The 19,445-nt window shown below is 68.4% G+C and carries 16 protein-coding genes and 1 tRNA gene; 10 read left to right on the plus strand and 7 right to left on the minus strand.

The features are described 5' to 3' along the window. Positions 1-99: 99 nt before the first annotated feature. The 3 genes from AC1DWT_RS20420 to AC1DWT_RS20430 are packed head-to-tail and all read left to right on the plus strand — an operon-like array spanning position 100 to position 6,102. The gene (locus AC1DWT_RS20420; RefSeq protein ID WP_477921949.1) at positions 100-5,001 is read left to right on the plus strand and encodes an NAD-glutamate dehydrogenase; all 4,902 of its coding nucleotides are present in this window, start codon (positions 100-102) and stop codon (positions 4,999-5,001) included. Beyond that, complete coding sequence (locus tag AC1DWT_RS20425) at positions 4,998-5,423, plus strand: acyl-CoA thioesterase (RefSeq protein WP_206012758.1); 426 nt, start codon at positions 4,998-5,000, stop codon at positions 5,421-5,423. The genes AC1DWT_RS20420 and AC1DWT_RS20425 overlap by 4 nt, the downstream gene beginning before the upstream one ends. Next, positions 5,416-6,102 (plus strand): DUF8010 domain-containing protein, encoded by a 687-nt coding sequence (locus tag AC1DWT_RS20430; RefSeq protein ID WP_206012757.1) that lies wholly within the window; start codon positions 5,416-5,418, stop codon positions 6,100-6,102. The genes AC1DWT_RS20425 and AC1DWT_RS20430 overlap by 8 nt, the downstream gene beginning before the upstream one ends. A gap of 33 nt (positions 6,103-6,135) precedes the next feature. On the opposite strand, the gene AC1DWT_RS20435 is transcribed toward AC1DWT_RS20430, so the two are convergent. Both AC1DWT_RS20435 and AC1DWT_RS20440 read right to left on the minus strand, forming a co-directional pair. Then, positions 6,136-7,731, minus strand: a complete 1,596-nt coding sequence (locus tag AC1DWT_RS20435) for a glycoside hydrolase family 13 protein (RefSeq protein WP_206012756.1) — start codon at positions 7,729-7,731, stop codon at positions 6,136-6,138. A 67-nt stretch (positions 7,732-7,798) separates the two neighbouring features. Next, on the minus strand, positions 7,799-8,194 hold the full coding sequence (locus tag AC1DWT_RS20440; protein ID WP_043824253.1) for a globin: 396 nt from the start codon (positions 8,192-8,194) through the stop codon (positions 7,799-7,801). A gap of 140 nt (positions 8,195-8,334) precedes the next feature. On the opposite strand from AC1DWT_RS20440, the gene AC1DWT_RS20445 reads away from it, so the two are divergent. The 4 genes from AC1DWT_RS20445 (at position 8,335) to dinB (ending at position 11,161) form a co-directional block, all read left to right on the plus strand. Then, positions 8,335-9,006, plus strand: a complete 672-nt coding sequence (locus AC1DWT_RS20445) for an HNH endonuclease (RefSeq protein ID WP_167372212.1) — start codon at positions 8,335-8,337, stop codon at positions 9,004-9,006. A gap of 75 nt (positions 9,007-9,081) precedes the next feature. Next, positions 9,082-9,342: an aa3-type cytochrome oxidase subunit CtaJ gene (gene ctaJ, locus AC1DWT_RS20450; protein ID WP_012688329.1), complete on the plus strand. Its 261-nt coding sequence runs from the start codon at positions 9,082-9,084 to the stop codon at positions 9,340-9,342. After that, positions 9,329-9,805, plus strand: a complete 477-nt coding sequence (locus tag AC1DWT_RS20455) for a DUF5130 domain-containing protein (protein WP_206012755.1) — start codon at positions 9,329-9,331, stop codon at positions 9,803-9,805. Before ctaJ ends, AC1DWT_RS20455 begins: the two co-directional genes overlap by 14 nt. A gap of 129 nt (positions 9,806-9,934) precedes the next feature. Continuing rightward, positions 9,935-11,161 carry a DNA polymerase IV gene (gene dinB, locus AC1DWT_RS20460; RefSeq protein WP_072947072.1) on the plus strand — a complete coding sequence of 409 codons (1,227 nt, stop codon included), beginning with the start codon at positions 9,935-9,937 and terminating at the stop codon, positions 11,159-11,161. Between the two features lie 21 nt (positions 11,162-11,182). Here dinB and pepN read toward each other — a convergent pair whose 3' ends face one another. Together pepN and AC1DWT_RS20470 are read right to left on the minus strand one after the other, a co-directional pair. Then, positions 11,183-13,786, minus strand: coding sequence for an aminopeptidase N (gene pepN, locus AC1DWT_RS20465; protein ID WP_206012754.1), 2,604 nt, complete (start codon positions 13,784-13,786; stop codon positions 11,183-11,185). Positions 13,787-13,858: 72 nt separating this feature from the next. Further along, positions 13,859-15,094 (minus strand): NAD(P)/FAD-dependent oxidoreductase, encoded by a 1,236-nt coding sequence (locus AC1DWT_RS20470; protein WP_072947074.1) that lies wholly within the window; start codon positions 15,092-15,094, stop codon positions 13,859-13,861. Positions 15,095-15,221: 127 nt separating this feature from the next. Here AC1DWT_RS20470 and AC1DWT_RS20475 point away from each other — a divergent pair, with 127 nt between their 5' ends. Continuing rightward, positions 15,222-15,851: a DsbA family oxidoreductase gene (locus tag AC1DWT_RS20475; RefSeq protein ID WP_206012753.1), complete on the plus strand. Its 630-nt coding sequence runs from the start codon at positions 15,222-15,224 to the stop codon at positions 15,849-15,851. 12 nt (positions 15,852-15,863) lie between these two features. Here the strand turns inward: AC1DWT_RS20475 and AC1DWT_RS20480 are convergent, their stop codons facing one another. Next, positions 15,864-16,838 carry a M48 family metallopeptidase gene (locus tag AC1DWT_RS20480; protein WP_420855109.1) on the minus strand — a complete coding sequence of 325 codons (975 nt, stop codon included), beginning with the start codon at positions 16,836-16,838 and terminating at the stop codon, positions 15,864-15,866. 67 nt (positions 16,839-16,905) lie between these two features. Here AC1DWT_RS20480 and AC1DWT_RS20485 point away from each other — a divergent pair, with 67 nt between their 5' ends. Further along, the gene (locus tag AC1DWT_RS20485) at positions 16,906-17,379 is read left to right on the plus strand and encodes a ribose-5-phosphate isomerase (protein WP_005248193.1); all 474 of its coding nucleotides are present in this window, start codon (positions 16,906-16,908) and stop codon (positions 17,377-17,379) included. Between the two features lie 6 nt (positions 17,380-17,385). Then, the gene (locus AC1DWT_RS20490; RefSeq protein ID WP_206012751.1) at positions 17,386-18,183 is read left to right on the plus strand and encodes an Fpg/Nei family DNA glycosylase; all 798 of its coding nucleotides are present in this window, start codon (positions 17,386-17,388) and stop codon (positions 18,181-18,183) included. 8 nt (positions 18,184-18,191) lie between these two features. Here AC1DWT_RS20490 and AC1DWT_RS20495 read toward each other — a convergent pair whose 3' ends face one another. Next, positions 18,192-19,028 carry a hypothetical protein gene (locus tag AC1DWT_RS20495; RefSeq protein ID WP_095865132.1) on the minus strand — a complete coding sequence of 279 codons (837 nt, stop codon included), beginning with the start codon at positions 19,026-19,028 and terminating at the stop codon, positions 18,192-18,194. Positions 19,029-19,276: 248 nt separating this feature from the next. After that, a tRNA-Gly gene (locus AC1DWT_RS20500) sits at positions 19,277-19,347 on the minus strand. Positions 19,348-19,445 lie beyond the last annotated feature (98 nt).

A 19,445-nucleotide genomic window follows, 5' to 3' on the forward strand; every position in this document is an offset into this window, starting at 1 on the left:
CACGCGGGGTGCCCGAAGTTCACCCTCTGTTCCCATCGCCGCGGGCTAGTCTCGAGAGAGTTGCCCGCGGCGATCGGAACGAAGAGGAAGTGAGCCCCGATGACGGAATCGGCAGCACTGAAAGATGCGGAGTGGGCGCGGAATCTGCCCGAAGGTCTCCGGTCTCAGGTGCCGACTCTCGCAGCCGTGTACTTCCGGCACGTCGATCGCGGTGACAGCGAGAGCGCCGTCAACGGCGCCTCCGACGCAGTGCTCGGCGCGCACCTGACACTGGCGCTGCATCGGCCTCCGGAGCGCGCGATCACCCGGGTCTACCGGCCGGGCGACGGGCGCGAACTCGGTGCGTCGCTGCAGATCGTCACGGACGATATGCCGCTGCTCGTCGAATCGATCACCGCGCTGCTGAACCGTCTCGGCATCGGGATCAGCGAATTCGTGCACCCGATCGTCTCGGTGCGGCGTGATCCGATCGGCGCACTGCGCGGAATCCTCATGGGCGACAAGGCCAAGGATGCCGGCGAGGACGGTGTGTCCGAGTCGTGGATCCACGTCCAACTCGATCCGCGTGCCGACTCCGCGGTTCTCGACACGCTCGAGAAGGAGGTCGGCACCGTCCTCGCCGACGTGCGCCAGGTGGTCCGGGACACCGACATCATGCGCAAGCTCGAGCGGACGCTGGCCGACGAACTGGAGGCCTCCGCAACCTGTCCAGGTGTGTCGAAGAACGACCTGGAGGACTGCGCCGACCTGCTGCGGTGGATGTCGCAGGGCAATTACGCGGCGCTCGGGTACCGGCGATTCGAACTGGGGGAGCCGGACGATTCCGGCACCCGGAGCCTGCAGGTGGTGCCGGGCAGCGGTCTCGGGCTGCTGCGCTCCGACACGGTCACCGAAGGCCCGCTGAGTCTGCCGCCGGCCGCCGAGATCCCCGACCGCCCGCTGCTCGTGCTCACGCAGGGCTCGTTCCCCGCGACCGTGCACCGCTCGGTCTACCCGTTCTTCGTCGGTGTGAGCATCCTCGACGCGAACGGCAACATCACCGGTGAGCACCGCTTCCTCGGCGTCTTCACCGTCACGGCCCTGCACGAGAACGTCCTCGACATTCCCGTGATCGCCCGCCGGGTGCGCAAGGTGATCGACCGGGCCGGGTTCCAGTTGAACTCGTATTCGGGGCAGGCGATGCTGGAGGTAATCCAGTCGTTCCCGCGCACCGAACTGTTCTCCAGCGACGCGGACACCCTGTTCGACACGGTGACGGCCGTGCACAGCATCGGGCTCAGGCGCCAGGTGCGCCTGTTCGTGCGCGAGGACTTTCTCGGACGGTTCGTCTCCTGCCTGATCTACCTGCCCCGGGATCGGTACACCACCCGGGTCCGGCTCGCTATGCAGGACATCCTGCTGCGGGAATTCGGCGGCGGCACTTTGGAATACACTGCACGCGTCACGGAGTCCGATCTGGCGTTGCTGCACGTGACGATTCGCAAGAACACCGAACAGATGGGGTCGCGGCTCGACCTGTCGGACGCCGACCGCGAACGGGTCCAGGCGATGCTGGCCGAGGCGAGCCGCAGCTGGGACGACCACCTCGGGGACCTCCTGCCGGTCACCGCCGGTGTGGATCCCATTCTGGCGCAGCGGTATGCGGACGTGCTGCCCGAGGGATACAAGGAGGATTTCGACGCCACCCGCGCGTTGTCGGATCTCGCGAGGCTCGAGGCGCTCGAAGGCGGCTCCATCGACCTGCTGCTGTACCGCGACCGCGGGGCGGAGGTCGGGCACTGGCGGTTCACCCTGTACGTGGGCGGCGACGGTATTTCGCTGAGCCAGGTGCTCYCGGTGCTGCAGAGCCTGGGCGTGGAGGTCCTGGACGAACGGCCCTACCAGATTCCGCGGCCCGACGGGTTGACGTGCTGGATCTACGATTTCGGGTTGTCGGTGCCCGCGGAGTTGCTGCGCTCCTCGGTGGAGGACGACCTGGATGCCGAACTCGCCGCCGAGGAGGCATCCGCGGCCGAACCGAAGCTTCAGGAACGGTTCACGGACGCGTTCACCGCGGTCTGGTTCGGGCGGGCGGAGGCCGACCGGTTCAACGAACTGATCCTGCGGGCGGGAGTGTCGTGGCGGCAGGCCGTGATCCTGCGTGCATACGCAAAGTATCTGCGCCAGGCGGGTTTTCCCTACAGCCAGTTCCACATCGAGGGGGTTGCGCTGGCCAATCCCCGGTCGGCGTACACGCTCGTCGAGTTGTTCGAGGCGATGTTCGACCCGGAAACGCCCTCACCCGACCTGGTGGCCGAACTCGACACCCGTCTGCGGGAGTACATCGACTCCGTGGTCAGCCTCGACGCGGACCGCATCCTGCGCGGTCTGTTCGGGCTGATCAAGTCGACGCTGCGCACCAACTACTTCGTCACCGGCGAGACAGGGGAGCCGCCGGCGCATCTGTCGATCAAGCTCGATCCGACCTCGATCCAGGAACTGCCGAAGCCCCGGCCGAAGTACGAGATCTTCGTGTACTCACCCGACGTCGAGGGTGTGCACCTGCGGTTCGGGTCCGTCGCCCGTGGCGGATTGCGCTGGTCCGACCGGCGTGAGGACTTCCGCACCGAGATCCTGGGATTGGCGAAGGCGCAGGCCGTGAAGAACGCGGTGATCGTCCCGGTCGGGGCGAAGGGCGGCTTCGTCGTCAAGAATCCCCCGACGCCGTCGGGGGACGCGGCGGCCGACCGCGCCGCCGCGCTCGAGGCGGGCCAGGACTGCTACCGCACGTTCATCTCCGGGCTCCTGGATCTCACCGACAACGTCGATCAGGTGTCGGGCGAGATCGTGCCTCCTACCCGGGTGGTGCGGCGGGACGGCGACGACCGGTACCTCGTCGTGGCCGCGGACAAGGGCACCGCGAAATTCTCCGACCTCGCCAATTCGGTTGCCGAGCAGTACAACTTCTGGCTCGGCGACGCGTTCGCGTCCGGTGGGTCTGCCGGCTACGACCACAAGGGGATGGGCATCACCGCCCGCGGCGCCTGGGAGAGCGTGAAACGGCACTTCCGGGAGATGGGGGTCGACACCCAGACGGAGGACTTCACGACGGTCGGTGTCGGCGACATGAGCGGCGACGTGTTCGGGAACGGCATGCTCCTGAGCAGGCACATCCGGTTGGTGGCGGCGTTCGACCACCGGCACGTCTTCCTCGACCCCGATCCCGACGCCGCGACGTCGTTCGAGGAACGGTCCCGGATGTTCGCGCTGCCCCGGTCGTCGTGGGCCGACTACGACACCAGCCTCATCAGCGAGGGCGGCGGAGTGTGGGACCGGACCCGCAAATCGGTCCCGATCAGCGCGGCCGCGCGCGCCGCCCTCGGACTCGACGACACCGTCACCGAACTCTCCCCACCGGAACTGGTCCGGGCGATCCTGTGTGCCCCGGTGGATCTGCTGTGGAACGGCGGCATCGGCACGTATGTCAAGGCGTCCACCGAGACCAACGCGATGGTGGGCGACAAGAGCAACGACTCGGTGCGCGTCGACGGCAACGAGGTGCGGGCCAGGGTGGTCGGTGAGGGCGGCAACCTGGGGGTGACGGCGCTCGGCCGCATCGAGTACAGCCAGAACGGTGGCCGGATCAACACCGACGCGATCGACAATTCCGCGGGCGTGGACTGCTCCGATCACGAGGTGAACATCAAGATCCTGCTGGACTCGCTGGTGAGCAGCGGCGGGTTGACGCGGGAGGACCGCAATCCGCTGCTGGCGTCGATGACCGACGAGGTGGCCCACCTCGTTCTCGCGAACAACATCGCCCAGAACAACCTCCTAGGTGTCTCCCGGACGAGCGCGGTCCCGATGCTGAGCGTGCACCGCCGCCAGATCGAGCACCTAGCGTCCCGCCGCGGCCTCGACCGGAAACTCGAGGCCCTGCCCACCGAGGAGGAGATCGCCCGTCGCAGGCAGGCCGGGCAGGGGCTGACGTCCCCGGAACTCGCGACCCTCACCGCGCACGTGAAGCTTGCACTCAAGGACGACCTCCTCGCGACGGACCTTCCCGACAGCGAGACGTTCGCGCCGCGCCTGCCGCGGTACTTCCCGACGGTGCTACGCAAGCGGTTCCGGACGGCGATCAAGGCGCATCCCCTGCGCAGGCAGATCGTGGCGACGATGCTCGCGAACGAGACCATCGACAACGGCGGCATCACCTTCGCGTACCGACTGGCGGACGAGGCGGGCGCGAGCAGCACCGACGCCATCCGCGCGTATGCGGCGGTCACCGAGATCTTCGCCCTGCCCGACCTGTGGTCGAGGATCCGGTCGGCGAACATCGCCGCCGACATCGAGGACGACCTGATCCTCGAATCGGGCCGAGTTCTCGACCGGGCGTCGCGCTGGTTATTGACCAATCGGCCCCAGCCTCTCGCTGTGGGCGCCGAGATCGCCCGCTACTCGGCCGACTTCCGGGCCCTCTCGCCGAAGGTGCCGCAGCTCGTGCGGGGGCATCAGCTCACCGACGTGGAGCTGCGGGCGCGGCCGCTGGTCGTCCGCGGAGCGCCCGAAGACATGGCCTTCGAGGTGTTCCGGCTTCTGGACAAGTTCTGTCTGCTCGACATCATCGACATCGCCGACATCGCCGAGCGCGATATCGACGAGGTCGCCGAGCTGTACTACGAACTCGACGCGCACCTCGGCATCGACTGGCTGCTCAGCGCGGTGTCCACCCTCGCGCGCGGTGACCGCTGGCATTCGCTGGCCCGCCTCGCGTTGCGCGACGACCTCTACAGTTCGCTGCGTCAGCTCACGATGGAAGTGCTCCTCGGTGGCGAACCTCACGAGACCCCGCAGGAGAAGATCGACGACTGGGAGTCGACGAACGCGTCCCGGCTGGCCAGGGCGAGGTCCGCTCTCACCGAGATTTTCGAGTCTGGGACCCTTGACCTCGCGACGCTCTCGGTGGCGGCGCGTCAGGTACGCAGCATGGTGCGCGGTATGGGCACCCGATCGGAGGTATGACGTTGAGCGAGGGCTTTCACGCGGAGGTCGAAGTTCGATGGTCGGACATGGACGCCTTCCAGCACATCAACCACGCTCGGATGGTGACGCTGCTGGAGGAGGCGCGGATTCCCTGGCTGTTCGAGGACGATCGGCCCACGGTCACGTTGCGTGATGGCGCGGTCATCGCCGACCTGCACGTGCGCTACCGCGGGCAGCTCCGGCACAGCGATTCACCGCTGGACGTGCTGATGTGGGTCGAGAAGGTTCGCGCCGTCGATTTCACGATCAACTACGAGGTCCGCCCGAAGGGCGTCGACGTCTCGGTCGCGCCGTCCATCATCGCGTCGACGCAGATCGCGGCGTTCGACATCGACACTCAGCGCCTCCGCAGGATCACGGACGTCGAGCGCGGTTACCTGGAGAGCTGGCAGCGTGCATGAGCGCGTCCTGTCGATCCCGGACGCGACGGAGCGCGGCGATCTCGCCACCTTCCTCACCCGGGTGGTCCGGTTGGACGAGGCGACGGTGGTGCGTCTCCGCCAACGCGGACCCGGCCGTCTGACGGCCTGGGCGGCAACCGGTTTCGACGCGCTGGCGGTGCGCACGATCGCGGGGACGATCACCCCGGACGACACGTCGGCTGCCGGTGACCAACTGCTCGCCGCGCTCGAAGCGGCGACCGCAGCCGACATCGATCCGGGGTTCTCGATGGATTCGGCGTGGCGGGGCGCCCTGCCTCCGACGGTGGGTTTCGTCCACGTCGACGACGTTCCGGCGCGCGTCCTGGTCGACCTCGCACAGCGCGGTGCGGCGCTGGCGCAGGAGCACGGCAGCAGCCACGGCCCGCCCGCGTCACTGCTCGACCAGGAAGTCCTGCGGGTGGAGGGCGCGGGGCAGACGGTCGGCATCCCGATGCGGGTGGTGTTCGCGCTCACCGCGATGGGGTTCGTCCCGCACGCCGGCTCGGATCGGTTGACCGCCGACATCGACCTCGACCGCATCGACGCCTCGGAACTGGTCCGGGTGCGGGCCACCGCCTCGTGGCTGCGGGTGGACGCCCGGTTCGGGTCGATCTACCGACACCGCGGTGGGGGGATTCCGCTGTCGGTGGCCCGGTAGGCCGGGCGCACACCGCAACTGGGTGAGTCCGGGTCAGATGAGCCACGCAGCCGCGTTCGGCGGAAGCTGCCCCTCAACGAGCGGCGCGCTGCTGAGCAGCACCTCGCCGGGCGGCAGCGAGATCGGCGCCTCGGTGGCGTTCAGGGCACAGATCAGACCACCGCGCCTGCGGAAGGCGAAGCAGCCCTCGGGACTGCCGTACCAGTCGACTCCGGGACCGGAGAACTCCGGACGGAACGAGCGCAGTTCGAGTGCCGCCCGGTACAGCGAGAGCGTCGACGTGACGTCCTCGAGTTGCGCCTCGACGGTCAGGCCGGCCCACTCGGCGGGCATCGGCAGCCAGGGCTCGCCCGTGCTGAACCCGAACGGCGGTTCGGTGCCCTCCCACGGAACGGGCACCCGGCATCCGTCGCGGCCCCGTTCGGTGTGACCGGACCGTTCCCACACCGGGTCCTGCAACGCCGAATCGGGCAGGACGACGTTGGGCAGGCCGAGTTCGGCGCCGTTGTACAGGAACGCCGCACCCGGCAGCGCCAGTTCGACGAGGATCATGGCCCGGGCGCGTGCGGTGCCGATCTCGCCGCCGCCGTACCGGGTGACCTCCCGTTCGACATCGTGGTTCGACAGGGTCCAGGTGGGGGTTCCGCCGACCTGGTCGACGGCGGTCAGGGAGTTCTCGATCGCCTCCCGGACCGTCTCCGCCGAGAACTCGGCCTCCGCCAGCCGGAAGTTGAACCCGAGGTGCAGTTCGTCGGGCCGGATGTACTCGCCGAAGCGTTCGTTGTCGCGGACCCAGATCTCCCCGACGGCCGCCGTGCCCGGGTACTCGTCGAGGATCTTGCGGATGCCGCGGTGGATGTCGTGGACTGCGGGGTTGTCGAACCGCGGGTCGTCGTCCGAGTTGTGCAGCAGTTCGTTGGCGGACCAGTCGTGATCCGGCAGACCTTCCGGCTTCGCCATGCCGTGCGCGACGTCGATGCGGAATCCGTCGATACCCCGGTCGAGCCAGAACCGGAGCGTCTTCGTGAGATCCTCGACGACCTCCGGGTTGTCCCAGTTCAGGTCGGGTTGCTCCGCTGCGAAGATGTGCAGGTACCACTGGCCGGGCGTGCCGTCGGCCTCGGTGATCCGGGTCCACGCCGGACCGCCGAAGATGCTCGGCCAGTTGTTCGGCGGCTCCGCGCCGTTCTCGCCGCGGCCGTCGCGGAAGATGTACCGGTTGCGTTCCGGACTGCCCGGYGGCGACGCCACGGCGGCGCGGAACCAGTCGTGCTCGACGCTGGTGTGATTGGGCACCAGGTCCATCGTCACCTTGATCTGGCGCGCGTGCGCCGCCTCGATCAGGTCGTCCATGACCTCGAGGTCGCCGAACAACGGGTCGATGTCGCGGGGATCGGACACGTCGTAGCCGTGATCGGCCATCGGGGAACGCATGACCGGGCTCAGCCAGAGGGCATCGACGCCGAGCAGTTCGAGGTAGCCGAGTTTGTCCCGCACTCCCTGGAGATCGCCGACGCCGTCACCGTTCGCGTCGGCGAACGAGCGGGGATAGACCTGGTAGAAGACGGCGTCGGACCACCAGGGTGCCGGCTGTGTGTCGTCGGCGGATGTTTCGGCGGGAGTGCTCACAATCGCCCATCGTGCCAAACGATCGTCCCCGCCACGACTCGACCGGCGTAATCGGCGCGCGTCGGCTTCAGAAGGCGGAGTTCACCATCGACGCCGCGGCCATGTCCATGTACTCCCGGAGAGCCTTGCGATGCGCGTCGTCGAGGGTCCCGGAATCGATCGACGCGATCGCCGTGTGCATGCACCGCAGCCACGCGTCGCGCTCGATCGGGCCGATCTTGAACGGGTGGTGACGCATCCGCAGTCGCGGGTGGCCGCGCTCGTCCGAATAGGTGTGCGGTCCGCCCCAGTACTGCTCGAGGAACATCCGCATCCGGCGCTCGGCCGGACCCAGATCTTCCTCGGGGTAGAGGGGCCGGACGATGTCGTCCTTGGCGACTTCCTCGTAGAAGCGCGCGGTGAGCTTGCGGAACGTCTCCGCTCCGCCCACCGCCTCATAGAAGGTCTGCTGCACGTCAGTCATGGCGTCTTCCATTGTGCACGTGCGGGCGGGAACCGTCTTCGTCACCGTCTGTTCACCGAATGTCCTGCATTTTTGTGGGAAATGGGCGTGCGCACGCAGGCAATTCATGGTGCACTTGGTGGCAATCTCMCGGAGGTCGCATGAAGAATCGACACAGCGCCCGCGCGCACCGACAACTCGTGCCCACTGATGCCCGGAGTGCCGGGGTTTCAGGGGCGTTTGCTTTACAAGTGATCACCGAAGGCTCCGCGCACAGCGCCGAGCCTTCTTTCCCGGGCGAGAATGCGGTTCCGCTCTGGATCAAGCGCCGGGTGCTTCTCCTGAACGTCACCTACGAGCCGCTCACCGCCCTTCCTGCCCGCCGTGCCGTGGTGTTGATGACCTGCGGTAAGGCCGACACCGTCCACGAGGATCCCCAGGCCCCGGTAGTCCACTCCGAGCAGTGGTCCGTTCAGGTGCCGTCCGTGATCCGCCTCCGGAACTACGTCCGCGTCCCGTATCGCGCGCGCGTTCCGATGACCCGCGCGGCCCTCATGCACCGCGACCGGTTCCGCTGCGCCTACTGCGGGTCCAAGGCCGAGACGGTCGATCACGTGGTTCCGCGCAGTCGTGGCGGCGAGCATTCGTGGGAGAACTGCGTGGCCTGCTGCGCGCCCTGCAACCATCGCAAGGCGGACAAGTTGCTGAGCGAACTCGGCTGGACGCTCCGGGCCTCTCTGGTGCCGCCGTCGGGCCCGCATTGGCGACTGCTGGCGTCGACGAAGGACCTGCACCCGTCGTGGATGCCCTACCTCGGTGAAGGCGCCGCCTGAGCGTTCCGCGCGACCCCTCCGCGAAGTTCGGCCCTGACGCTTCCCTTCGCACGGTTCTGGGCTACCGTTTGCGTTGTGAGCATTCTTGAGACAGTGCTGATATTCGTAGGAATTCCGGCGTTGATCACCGCCTTCTTCGCGGCGATGTCGTTCGTCGGCAAGAAGACGCCGGGCCCCGTGCCGCCCGCGTTCCACCTCGGCGAGGAATGGACGCATGCGCCGGTGCTGTGGAGCGCCGTCGACGAGGTGACCACGCACGGTCATCACGGCGGGCACCACGGCGCGCACGCCGGTTCGGAAGACCTGATTGGAGGCTCGGCAAGTGGCAAGTGGTGACCTGATCCCCGCGACCGTATCCGCGGACAATCTGCCCGTCGGCAGCGTCGTGACCGCCAGCGGTCGCATCTCGGGCGTGCACCGCGTCGGTGAGCCCTTCACCGACGACCTGCCGTTCACGACGGACGAACTCGTCCGCCTCGACGATGCCCTCACCGAAGGCACCCGCAAGACGAAGGTGCGCTTCAACGCGTACGTCGGCGACCTCGGCGAGAACACCGCGGCCGGCGCCGATGCGCTCTTCCCGACGACTCCCGAGGCGGAACGGTCCGTCCTCATCGCGGTCTCGCCCAACCAGCGGACGGTCGAGATCCGCAGCGGCCGGGCCGTGGCCGACCAGGTCACCGACCGGGTCGCCCAGCTCGGGGCGACGGCAGCGGTGTCGTCGTTCGGCGACGGAGACCTCATCGACGGTCTCGTCAGCGCCATTCGCGTGATGAGCGCGGCGATCGCCTCGCCGTAGATCCGCACAGATCGGCTTCCGCACGGCCCGTCACCGTTCAGTCCCGCTGAACTGTGACGGGCCGTCGGTGTCTCGGCGGCCGAGGGGGCTGAACCGTCCTCGACTTCTGTCGGTGGTCGATGCGAACATATGTTCGTGTCCGATTCGCCGCGCCCGCGCATCTCGAGTGGCGCCGAGGCGACCATCCTGCACGCCGACCTCGACGCGTTCTACGCCTCGGTGGAGCAACGGGACGACCCCGCACTGCGGGGTCGTCCGGTGATCGTCGGCGGTGGTGTCGTGCTGGCTGCGAGCTACGAGGCGAAGGCGTACGGGGTGCGCACGGCCAGTAGCGGTGCGCAGGCGTTGCGCCTGTGTCCGCACGCCGTCGTGGTGCGCCCGCGGATGTCGGCGTACGCGGCGGCGAGCAAGGCCGTGTTCGAGGTCTTCGGGCACACGACACCGCTGGTCGAGGGTCTGTCGATCGACGAGGCGTTCCTCGACGTCGCGGGTCTGCGCAAGATCGCGGGCACACCGGTCGACATCGCGGCGCGACTGCGCCGCGACGTGCGCGAGCAGGTGGGTCTGCCGATCACCGTCGGCGTCGCGAGAACGAAGTTCCTCGCCAAGGTCGCAAGCGCGGTGGGTAAGCCCGACGGACTGCTGCACGTGCCGCCGGACGGCGAGATCGAATTCCTCCACCCGCTGCCGGTCGAACGGCTGTGGGGAGTCGGGGCGGTGACGTCGCGCAAGCTCCGCGACGCCGGGATTGCCACCGTCGGCCGGCTGGCCCACTATCCGGAAGAGTTGCTCGTGTCCATCGTCGGACCGGCTGCGGGCCACCACCTCCACGCGCTCGCCTGGGCGCGGGATCCCCGTCCCGTGCAGGTGGGACGCAGACGGAGATCCGTCGGCGCCCAGCACGCCCTGGGGCGCAGACCCACGTCGAGGGAGGACGTGGACGCCGCCCTGGTGACGCTGGTCGACCGGGTGACGGGCCGGCTGCGCCGCGGCAGGCGGGTGGGGCGCACGGTGGTGCTGCGGCTGCGGTTCGACGACTTCACCCGTGCCACCCGGTCGCACACCCTGGCGCAGCCGTCGGCGCAGACGCAAACGATCCTCACCACGGCCCGGGGCCTGCTCGGCAACGCGATGCCGATGATCGAGAGCAAGGGCATCACCCTCGTCGGCGTCGCGGTGGCCAACCTCGAGGACGACTGCCCGCAGCAACTGGCGCTGCCGTTCGATCCCTACACGCGCAGCACGCTCGACACCACGCTCGACAGCCTCCGCGACCGGTTCGGCTCCTCGGCGGTAACCCGCGCGGTCCTGTTGGGCCGGGATCAGGGGGTGAGCGTGCCGATCCTGCCGGACTAGGCCGGCAGGATCGGCCACCGATCAGCTCGCGTCGAACTTCCGGGCCGCGAGCGAACGGACGATTCCCGCGCGGCCCTCGACCACCAGGCGGCGCAGGGCCGGCGGACGGTCGCCGGCCAGGAACTCGTCGGCCGCCGCCACGGACTCCTCGCTGATCGACCACGACGGGTACAGGCCCACCACCACGGTCTGTGCGACCTCGCTCGAACGCCGCTCCCACACCGCGGGAATGTCCGCGAAGTAGCGGGCGACGTACGGCTCGAGGATGTCGGACTGACCGTGACCGGCGAACGCGCCGATGATCGAGCGGGCGGTGATGTTCGGCACGGAGTCGTCGCCGACTACCCGGTTCCAGGCCTGTTCCTTCACCGCGGCCTGCGGGCGGACGGTGGCCGCGGCGGCGGCGTTGCGGGCCCCTGCCGCGGTCGGGTCGCGTTCGGCTTCGGCGTCGATGAACGGCGTCTCGATGCCGTCGGCGTCGATCTCACCGGCCCCGGCGAGGGCGGTGACGAGACGCCAGCGCAGATCCGTGTCGACGACGAGCCCCGGCAGCCCGACCGTTTCCGGTGCGGCGTCCAGCAGTTCCTGCAGGACCTCGGTGTGCCACGGCGACAGCTGCGCGCCCGCCAGCGCGTTGACGAACGCCAGCTGGTGATCCGACCCGGCCTCGGCTTCCCGCGCCAGTTCGAGCAGGCGGTTCGCGAAGTCGGGCCAGCCGTGTTCCTTGGACCACCCGGGTTCGGCGTAGCTGTGCAGCGCGGTCTGGGCCTGCATCAGCAGTCGCTGGACCACGCCGACCTCGGTTTCGGCGCCGATGCCGCGCTGTACGAGGGCAACGAAGTCCCGCGCCTTGAGTTCTGCCTGCCGCGTCATCTCCCACGCCGCCGACCACACCAGGGTGCGGGGGAGCGGCTCCTCGATGTCGCCGATCCGCTCGATGGCGGCGGCCAGCGAGTCGGGGTCGAGCCGCAGCGAGCAGTACGTGAGGTCGTCGTCGTTGACGAGGATCAGCTGACCGCGTTCGACACCGACGAGTTCGGTGACGTCGGTGCGTTCGGTGGCGTCGACGTCGAGTTCCACCCGCTTCGTGCGGACGAGTTTGCCGTCCCGGTCGTCGTACACGCCGACCGCGATGCGGTGCACCCGGTGCTCACCGGCACCCGGTGCGGCGCCGGACTGCAGAACGGTGAACCGGGTGAACTTCCCGTCCGCGTCGACGTCGAACTCGGGACGCAGGATGTTGAGCCCGGTCGTCTTGAGCCACTGGGTGCCCCAGTCGGACAGGTCGCGGCCCGAGGACTTCTCGAGTGCGCCGAGGAGGTCGTCGAACGTGGCGTTGTCGAAGGCGTGGTCGCGGAAGTAGTCCCGCAGACCGGACAGGAAGGGGTCGAGCCCGACGTACGCGACGAGCTGCTTGAGGACGGAGGCGCCCTTCGCGTACGTGATGCCGTCGAAGTTCACCTCGACCGCGGCGAGGTCCGGGATGTCGGCGGCGATGGGGTGGGTGGACGGCAGCTGATCCTGCCGGTAGGCCCAGGACTTCTCGACGTTGGCGAACGTGGTCCAGGCGTTGGTGTATTCGGTGGCCTCGCTCTGGCACAGCACGGAGGCGAATGTCGCGAACGACTCGTTGAGCCACAGGTCGTCCCACCAGCGCATGGTGACGAGGTCGCCGAACCACATGTGCGCCATCTCGTGCAGCACGGTCTCGGCGCGCCGCTCGTACGACGCCCGCGTCACCTTGGACCGGAAGACGTAGTCCTCGAGGAACGTCACGGCGCCGGCGTTCTCCATTGCGCCCGCGTTGAATTCGGGGACGAACAGCTGGTCGTACTTCCCGAACGCGTAGGGGGTGCCGAAGTTGCGGTGGTAGAAGTCGAAGCCCTGCTTGGTTTCCGTGAACAGGCGCTCGGCGTCCATGTGCTGCCCGAGGGAGGCGCGGCAGTAGATCGCGAGGGGGATGTCGCCGTGCTCGTCGGAGTAGTTGTCGGTCCACTCCGCGTACGGGCCCGCGATCAGCGCGACGAGGTAGGTGCTCATCTTCGGTGTGGTGCGGAAGATGTGCCTGCCGGGTTCGGCCGCCACCGTCTCGACGGTCGCGGAGTTGGAGATCACCTTCCAGTCGGCGGGGGACGTGACGTGCACGTCGAAAGTCGCCTTCAGGTCGGGCTGGTCGAAGCAGGCGAACATGCGCTTGGCGTCGGCCGTCTCGAACTGCGAGTACAGGTAGACGGCGTCGTCGGTCGGGTCCACGAAGCGGTGCAGACCTTCGCCGGTGTGCGAGTACGCGCAGTCCGCCTCGACCACCAGTTCGTTGCGTTCCGCAAGACCGGTGAGCGTGATGCCGGTGGACTCGTCGTAATCCGCGACGTCGACGGGGGAGCCGTTCAGCGTTGCCGAATGCACACGCGTAGCGACGATGTCGACGAACGTGGACGCGCCGGGGGTGGCCCCGAACGTGACGGTGGTCCGCGAGGAGAACGTCTCGACTCCGGGCTGAATTGTCGTCCCGACTCCGGGCTGACCTGTCCCGTCGGTGAGGTCGAGTTCGATCAGGTAGTTGTCGACGGTCAGCAGTCCGGCTCGTTCGGCTGCCTGTTCGCGGGTCAGGTTCGGTGGGGCCACAGAGGTCTCCTCGTGATCGGCGGCGGTGCTCGTACTCGATGCTGCCATCCCATCACGAGTGGGCCCGGGGCGTTAACCGGACAGGTCGGTCAACGGCACCGCGGGGTCGGCCAGCCGGTCGGGATCGACCGGGGCGGCGGAGGACACCAGTTGCTTGATCTGATCGGTGGCGTCCCAGATGTTGACGTTCATGCCGGCGAGGACGTGGTTGTCCGCGTCGAGCCAGAACGCGAGGAACTCCCGTCCGGGAAGGTTGCCGCGCACCACAACCCGCTCGTACCCGTCGGACGGCGCGTACCCGGTGTACTCCATGCCCAGGTCGAACTGGTCGGTGAAGAAGTACGGCAGCCGGGTGTATTCGGCCTCCTGGCCGAGCATGGTCGCGGCGGCGACCGCCGGCTGGTTGAGGGCGTTCGCCCAGTGCTCGACGCGGATCCGGGTGCCGAGTTGCGGATGCAGTTGCGCCGCGATGTCGCCGACCGCGACGACGTCGGGGTCACTGGTCTGCAATCCGGCGTCGACGAGAACTCCGCCGTCGACGTCGAGCCCGGCCCGTTCCGCGATCTCGACGTTGGGCGCGGCGCCGACGGCGACGAGGACCGCGTCGGCGGGCAGGACCGTCCCGTCGCCGAGTCGTACGCCGGTGGCCTTGCCGTCCTCGACGACGATCTGATCGACCGTGGCGCCGAGATGCAGCTGAACACCGTGCTCGCGGTGCAGTTCCGCGAACACGGTGCCCATCTCGGGGCCGAGCGAGCCGAGGAGCGGGAGTTCGGCGGCTTCCACGACCGTCACGTCGGCGCCCTTCTCCCGGGCGGAGGCTCCCACTTCGAGACCGATCCAGCCGGCGCCGATCACCACGAGCCGCCTGCCATCGCCGACCGCGGCGATCAACCGGTCCGATTCGTCGACAGTGCGCAGGTAGTGGACGCCTTCGGCGTCGGAACCGGTGATCGGTGGGCGGCGTGAGCGCGAACCCGTGGCCAGCGCGAGCTTGTCGTACCCGAGCGTGGAACCGTCCGGCAGCGTCACCGTGTGGGCGCCGAGGTCGAGGGCGGTGGCGGTGGTGCCGTACCGCAGGTCCACGTGATGGTCGCGGTACCAGTCGCCGTGGTGGACGGTGAAGTCGCCGAGAGCCTTCTTTCCGGCGAAGTGTTCCTTCGAGAGCGGGGGTCGCTCGTAGGGGAGGTGTTCCTCCTCCGAGAGGAGAATGATCGATCCGTCGAAATCCTTGTCACGCAATGCTTCTGCCGTTTTCGCTCCGGCGAGGCCACCGCCGACGACGACGAACGTGCGAGTGGAGGACATGTGAAGATGCTCCCTTCCGGTCGACCACTTCCGACCCTACTGCCGTCGGCGGGGTCTCCGGGAAGGATTCCCGGCAGCGAGGTGTTGACTGGACGGGAATGTGTACATCACCGAGAAGGAGCATCACGTGAGTGCTGGGACGAACACCGGGACCACCAAGGACGTCGCTGATTTCTGGTTCGACCCCCTCTGCCCGTGGTGCTGGATCACGTCGCGATGGATCCTCGAGGCCACACAGGTGCGGGACCTGGAGGCGAACTTCCACGTGATGAGCCTGGCCGTGCTCAACGAGGGCCGGGATCTGCCGGACGAATACCGCGAGCTGATGACCAAGGCCTGGGGGTCGGTGCGGGTGCTGATCGCGGCAGCACAGAAGCACGGCGACGAGATCCTGCTGCCCCTGTACACCGCGATGGGCACGCTCATCCACAACGAGGGCAACAAGGACCTGGGCGACGTGATCGTCAAGTCGCTCGCCGACGTGGGGCTGCCGGCCGAACTGGCCGACGCCGCCGAATCCGACGAGTACGACGCCGCGCTGCGGGAGAGCCACGCCGCGGGCATGGACGCCGTCGGACCGGACGTCGGAACCCCGACCATCCACGTCAACGGTGTCGCCTTCTTCGGCCCGGTGCTGTCGCGGATTCCGCGCGGGGAGGACGCGGGCAAGGTGTGGGACGGCGCGGTGGCGCTCGCCGGCTACCCGCACTTCTTCGAGCTCAAGCGCACCCGCAACGAGGACCCTCAGTTCGACTGAGTCGCGTCCCGGTCACCGAGTGACGGGCCCGGCCGGGTCGCCCGCGTACTGCAGTTGCAGCGGATCGCGGTAGATCTGGCCGGGTTTGACGAACAGGTGGCCGTGCCGGGTCCGGTTCCGCAGGGCGGCGGCGCGCCAGGTCAGCACCGGATGTCCCGACAGCAGATTCACGAACCACGGGAAGAACCCGCGTTCGGTGGTGGCCCGGTCGGCGAGTTCGTCGAATCCGACGACGCTCACCAGATACTTGCCCGCGCCGAGCACACCCATCGCGCCGCGGGCGCCCTGGGGCCGCACGCAGAAGCCGTGATTGTCGGCGGTGTATTCCATCGACCGGAACAGGGCGGACCCGACGACGGGAATGTAGTTGGCGGCGAACTGTCCTAGTTGCCGCCAGTACGAGGCATGGCCGGCGGCGATGTGCCCGACCTCGTGGCCGATGATGAAGGCGAGGGCGTCGGGCTCGCGGGCCTCGCCGCCGATCTCGAACAGATCGCTGTACACGACGACGAAGCGGCGGAAGCCGTGCCCGGACGCGAATGCGTTGATCCGGCCGTTCCCGAGGACGACGTACGCGTCGGGCGGCTCGGCCATCCCGAACCGTGCGGCCGCTTCCGCCACCATCCGGTAGCCGTCGGGGAACTGGGTGGGCGTCATCTTGATCCCGTTCACCTGCTGCGAGCCGTACAGCTGGCCGCGGCCGACGGCGATGAGGATCGGCGCGACCAGCACGATGAGCACCCAGGTGGACACCACCCCGAGGAACAGCGCCGCGATAGCCGCCACGTAGGCGACGACGGTGAGCACGACCGCGGCCACGAGCAGCGGGATCTCCCACGAGTGCCGGGCGGGCCTGTCGTTCGGCATGAGGCCCGGCAACGGGGCCGGGGGATTCCATCCCGTCCCGCCGCCCCACTGCTGCTGCGCGGGGGCCTGCCGATGTCCCGGATACGCCTGTCCCCAGTTCTGTCCGTTGTCGGGATACATGCTGATCACGATAAGCGTCCCGGGGCCCCGGCACGATTCGCGAGGACGCCTGACAGAATCACCAGTCATGCGCGTATACCTGGGTGCCGACCATGCCGGATTCGAACGTAAGAACGAGATCATCGAACATCTGAAAGCCGCAGGCCACGAGACCGTCGACTGCGGTGCTCACGTCTACGACGCCCTCGACGACTACCCCGCCTTCTGCATCGAGACGGCACGTCGTGTCGTCGCGGACGAGGGCAGCCTCGGCATCGTGCTGGGCGGCAGCGGCAACGGCGAGCAGATCGCGGCGAACAAGGTGAAGGGTGCGCGCTGCGCCCTGGCATGGAGCGTCGAGACCGCGCAGCTGGCCCGACAGCACAACAACGCTCAGCTGATCGGACTCGGCGGGCGCATGCACTCCCTCGAGGAGTCCCTCGCGATCGTGGACGCGTTCCTCGCCGCCGAGTGGTCGAACGAGGAGCGCCACCAGCGCCGTATCGACATCCTGTCCGAGTTCGAGAAGACCGGTGTCGCGCCGGCCCTGCCCGAGGCCTGATCGTCCTTGCCCGAAGGTCACACCCTGCACCGGCTGGCCCGGCTACACCAACGCCGGTTCGCCGGTTCGCCGGTGCGGGTGCTGAGCCCGCAGGGCCGATTCTCCGAGGACGCGGCCCTCGTTGACGGCCGCGTCCTCGTCAAGTCCGAGGCCTGGGGTAAACACCTGTGGCATCACTACGAGTCCGGGCTGGTCGTGCACGTCCACCTGGGCCTGTACGGAGCGTTCACCGAAGCGGCCGTTCCCATGGAACCGCCGGTCGGGCAGGTCCGGATGCGGATGGTCGGCGCCGAATTCGGCACCGACCTGCGCGGCCCGACGGCGTGTGAGGTTCTCCACCCGCCGCAGGTCGCCGCCATCGAGGCGCGACTCGGACCGGACCCTCTGCGCAAGGACGCCGACCCCGACAAGGCGTGGAAACGCATCTCGGCGTCGAAGACCCCGATCGGGGCGCTGCTCATGGATCAGGCCGTGATCGCGGGCGTCGGCAACGTGTACCGGGCGGAGGTCCTGTTCCGGCGCGGGATCGACCCGGACAGGCCCGGCCGCGGACTGTCCCGCGACGAGTGGGACGCGCTGTGGGCCGACCTCGTCGCCCTCATGAAGGTCGGTGTCCGCCGCGGCAAGATGCACGTCATCCGCCCCGAGGACGATCACGGGGATCCGGCATACGCGAAGGACCGCCCCCGGACGTACGTCTACCGGCGGGCGGGATCGCCGTGCCGCATCTGCGGCACACCGGTGGCCCACTCGGTCATGAAGGGCCGCAACCTCTTCTGGTGCCCGAGCTGCCAGCCGTCCTGACGGCCGCGTCAGAAGTCGAAGCCGCCACCGAAGTCGAAGCCTCCACCGCCGTCCCCGCCGCCGAAGTCGAATCCGCCGCCGCCGTCGCCGCCGGCGTCCCCGCCCATGTCGCCACCGGAATCGCCGCCGGCATCCCCACCGGAGTCGCCGCCGTCGCCGCCGGCATCTGCGCCCGCGTCACCGCCGCCGTCCTGCGAGGCGTCGCCCGCGCCGCTCTCGAAGGCCTGCGCGTCGTACCCCACGCCGGCCATCCCGGAGAACATCGCCGAGAACAGGAACATCGAACCGAGGCCCCACGCGCCCGCGACGAGGGCGGGCTTCCACCACGGCTCCGAGTACCAGCCTGCGGGAACCGGGCGCCCCGCGACGCGACCGCCCGGGTAGTAGTTCGGTGTCTTCGACGACGGGTTCGGTGACGCCGCGACCTGCCTGCCCTCGAACTCGACCTCACGGTCCTCGGTGACCGCGCCCGCGGACTTCTGCCCGTCGATCGACGGGATCTCGGGGCCGGGGTCCATGCCCATGGCCGTCCGGGCGGCACGGATGTAGTAGAGGCCTTCGAGTGCCGTCTGCTTGGCGAGGCGTGCCTGGACGGGGGTGGCGGCCTGATCGATCTGGGAGCCCGCCGCCGTGTAGCGCTCGGACGCGTCGGCCAGTGCCTGCTGTGAGGCGGTGTCGGAGCCGGTGAGGCTGTACACCTGTCCGCCGAGTCGTTCGATGGCCTGGCGTGCGTCCGCCTTGGCGTCCTCGAGCTGGTTCGCGGTCTGCCCGGCGCGGTTGTTGCGGCTCCTCACCACCAGGAAGGCGACCGCCGCCACGATCACGAGAATGAGTAGCAGTTCCACGGTGGGCCTCCGGAGTTCTCGCGGACCGCCGGCTGCGGGGGCTGCAACATCCACGAGTAGGGGACAAATCGGACATCTCCCAGAGTACTGATCGATATCGGGGTTACGCGCTCGGCGAACGGGGGCGAGGGGTAAGGCCGGGGGTCGCTCGATCGACTGTGACGCATGTCATAGCGAATCAGATGTGCGCGACCGCCCATGTGCAAGAAAAAAGGAGCGTTCCCTGGGGTGGGAACGCTCCTGTGCGGAGGGGATGACGGGAATCGAACCCGCGTAATCAGTTTGGAAGACTGAGGCTCTACCATTGAGCTACATCCCCGTGCATACGACAACCTGGGATCGCCATGCATGTCGTCTGCGATGAGTGACTGTACCCAACCTCGCTTTGGATTTCATAATCGGGGGGCCGTAGGATTC

This window comes from Rhodococcus sp. P4_B6 (assembly GCF_056402215.1).

What these genes read in the sequence shown, in the direction of transcription:
- AC1DWT_RS20425 (WP_206012758.1), top strand. Translation starts at nt 4,998, where the DNA reads ATGACGTTGAGCGAGGGCTTTCACGCGGAGGTCGAAGTTCGATGGTCG.
- AC1DWT_RS20440 (WP_043824253.1), bottom strand. Translation starts at nt 8,194, where the DNA reads ATGACTGACGTGCAGCAGACCTTCTATGAGGCGGTGGGCGGAGCGGAG.
- AC1DWT_RS20445 (WP_167372212.1), top strand. Translation starts at nt 8,335, where the DNA reads ATGAAGAATCGACACAGCGCCCGCGCGCACCGACAACTCGTGCCCACT.
- dinB (WP_072947072.1), top strand. Translation starts at nt 9,935, where the DNA reads ATGTTCGTGTCCGATTCGCCGCGCCCGCGCATCTCGAGTGGCGCCGAG.
- AC1DWT_RS20470 (WP_072947074.1), bottom strand. Translation starts at nt 15,094, where the DNA reads ATGTCCTCCACTCGCACGTTCGTCGTCGTCGGCGGTGGCCTCGCCGGA.
- AC1DWT_RS20480 (WP_420855109.1), bottom strand. Translation starts at nt 16,838, where the DNA reads ATGTATCCCGACAACGGACAGAACTGGGGACAGGCGTATCCGGGACAT.
- AC1DWT_RS20485 (WP_005248193.1), top strand. Translation starts at nt 16,906, where the DNA reads ATGCGCGTATACCTGGGTGCCGACCATGCCGGATTCGAACGTAAGAAC.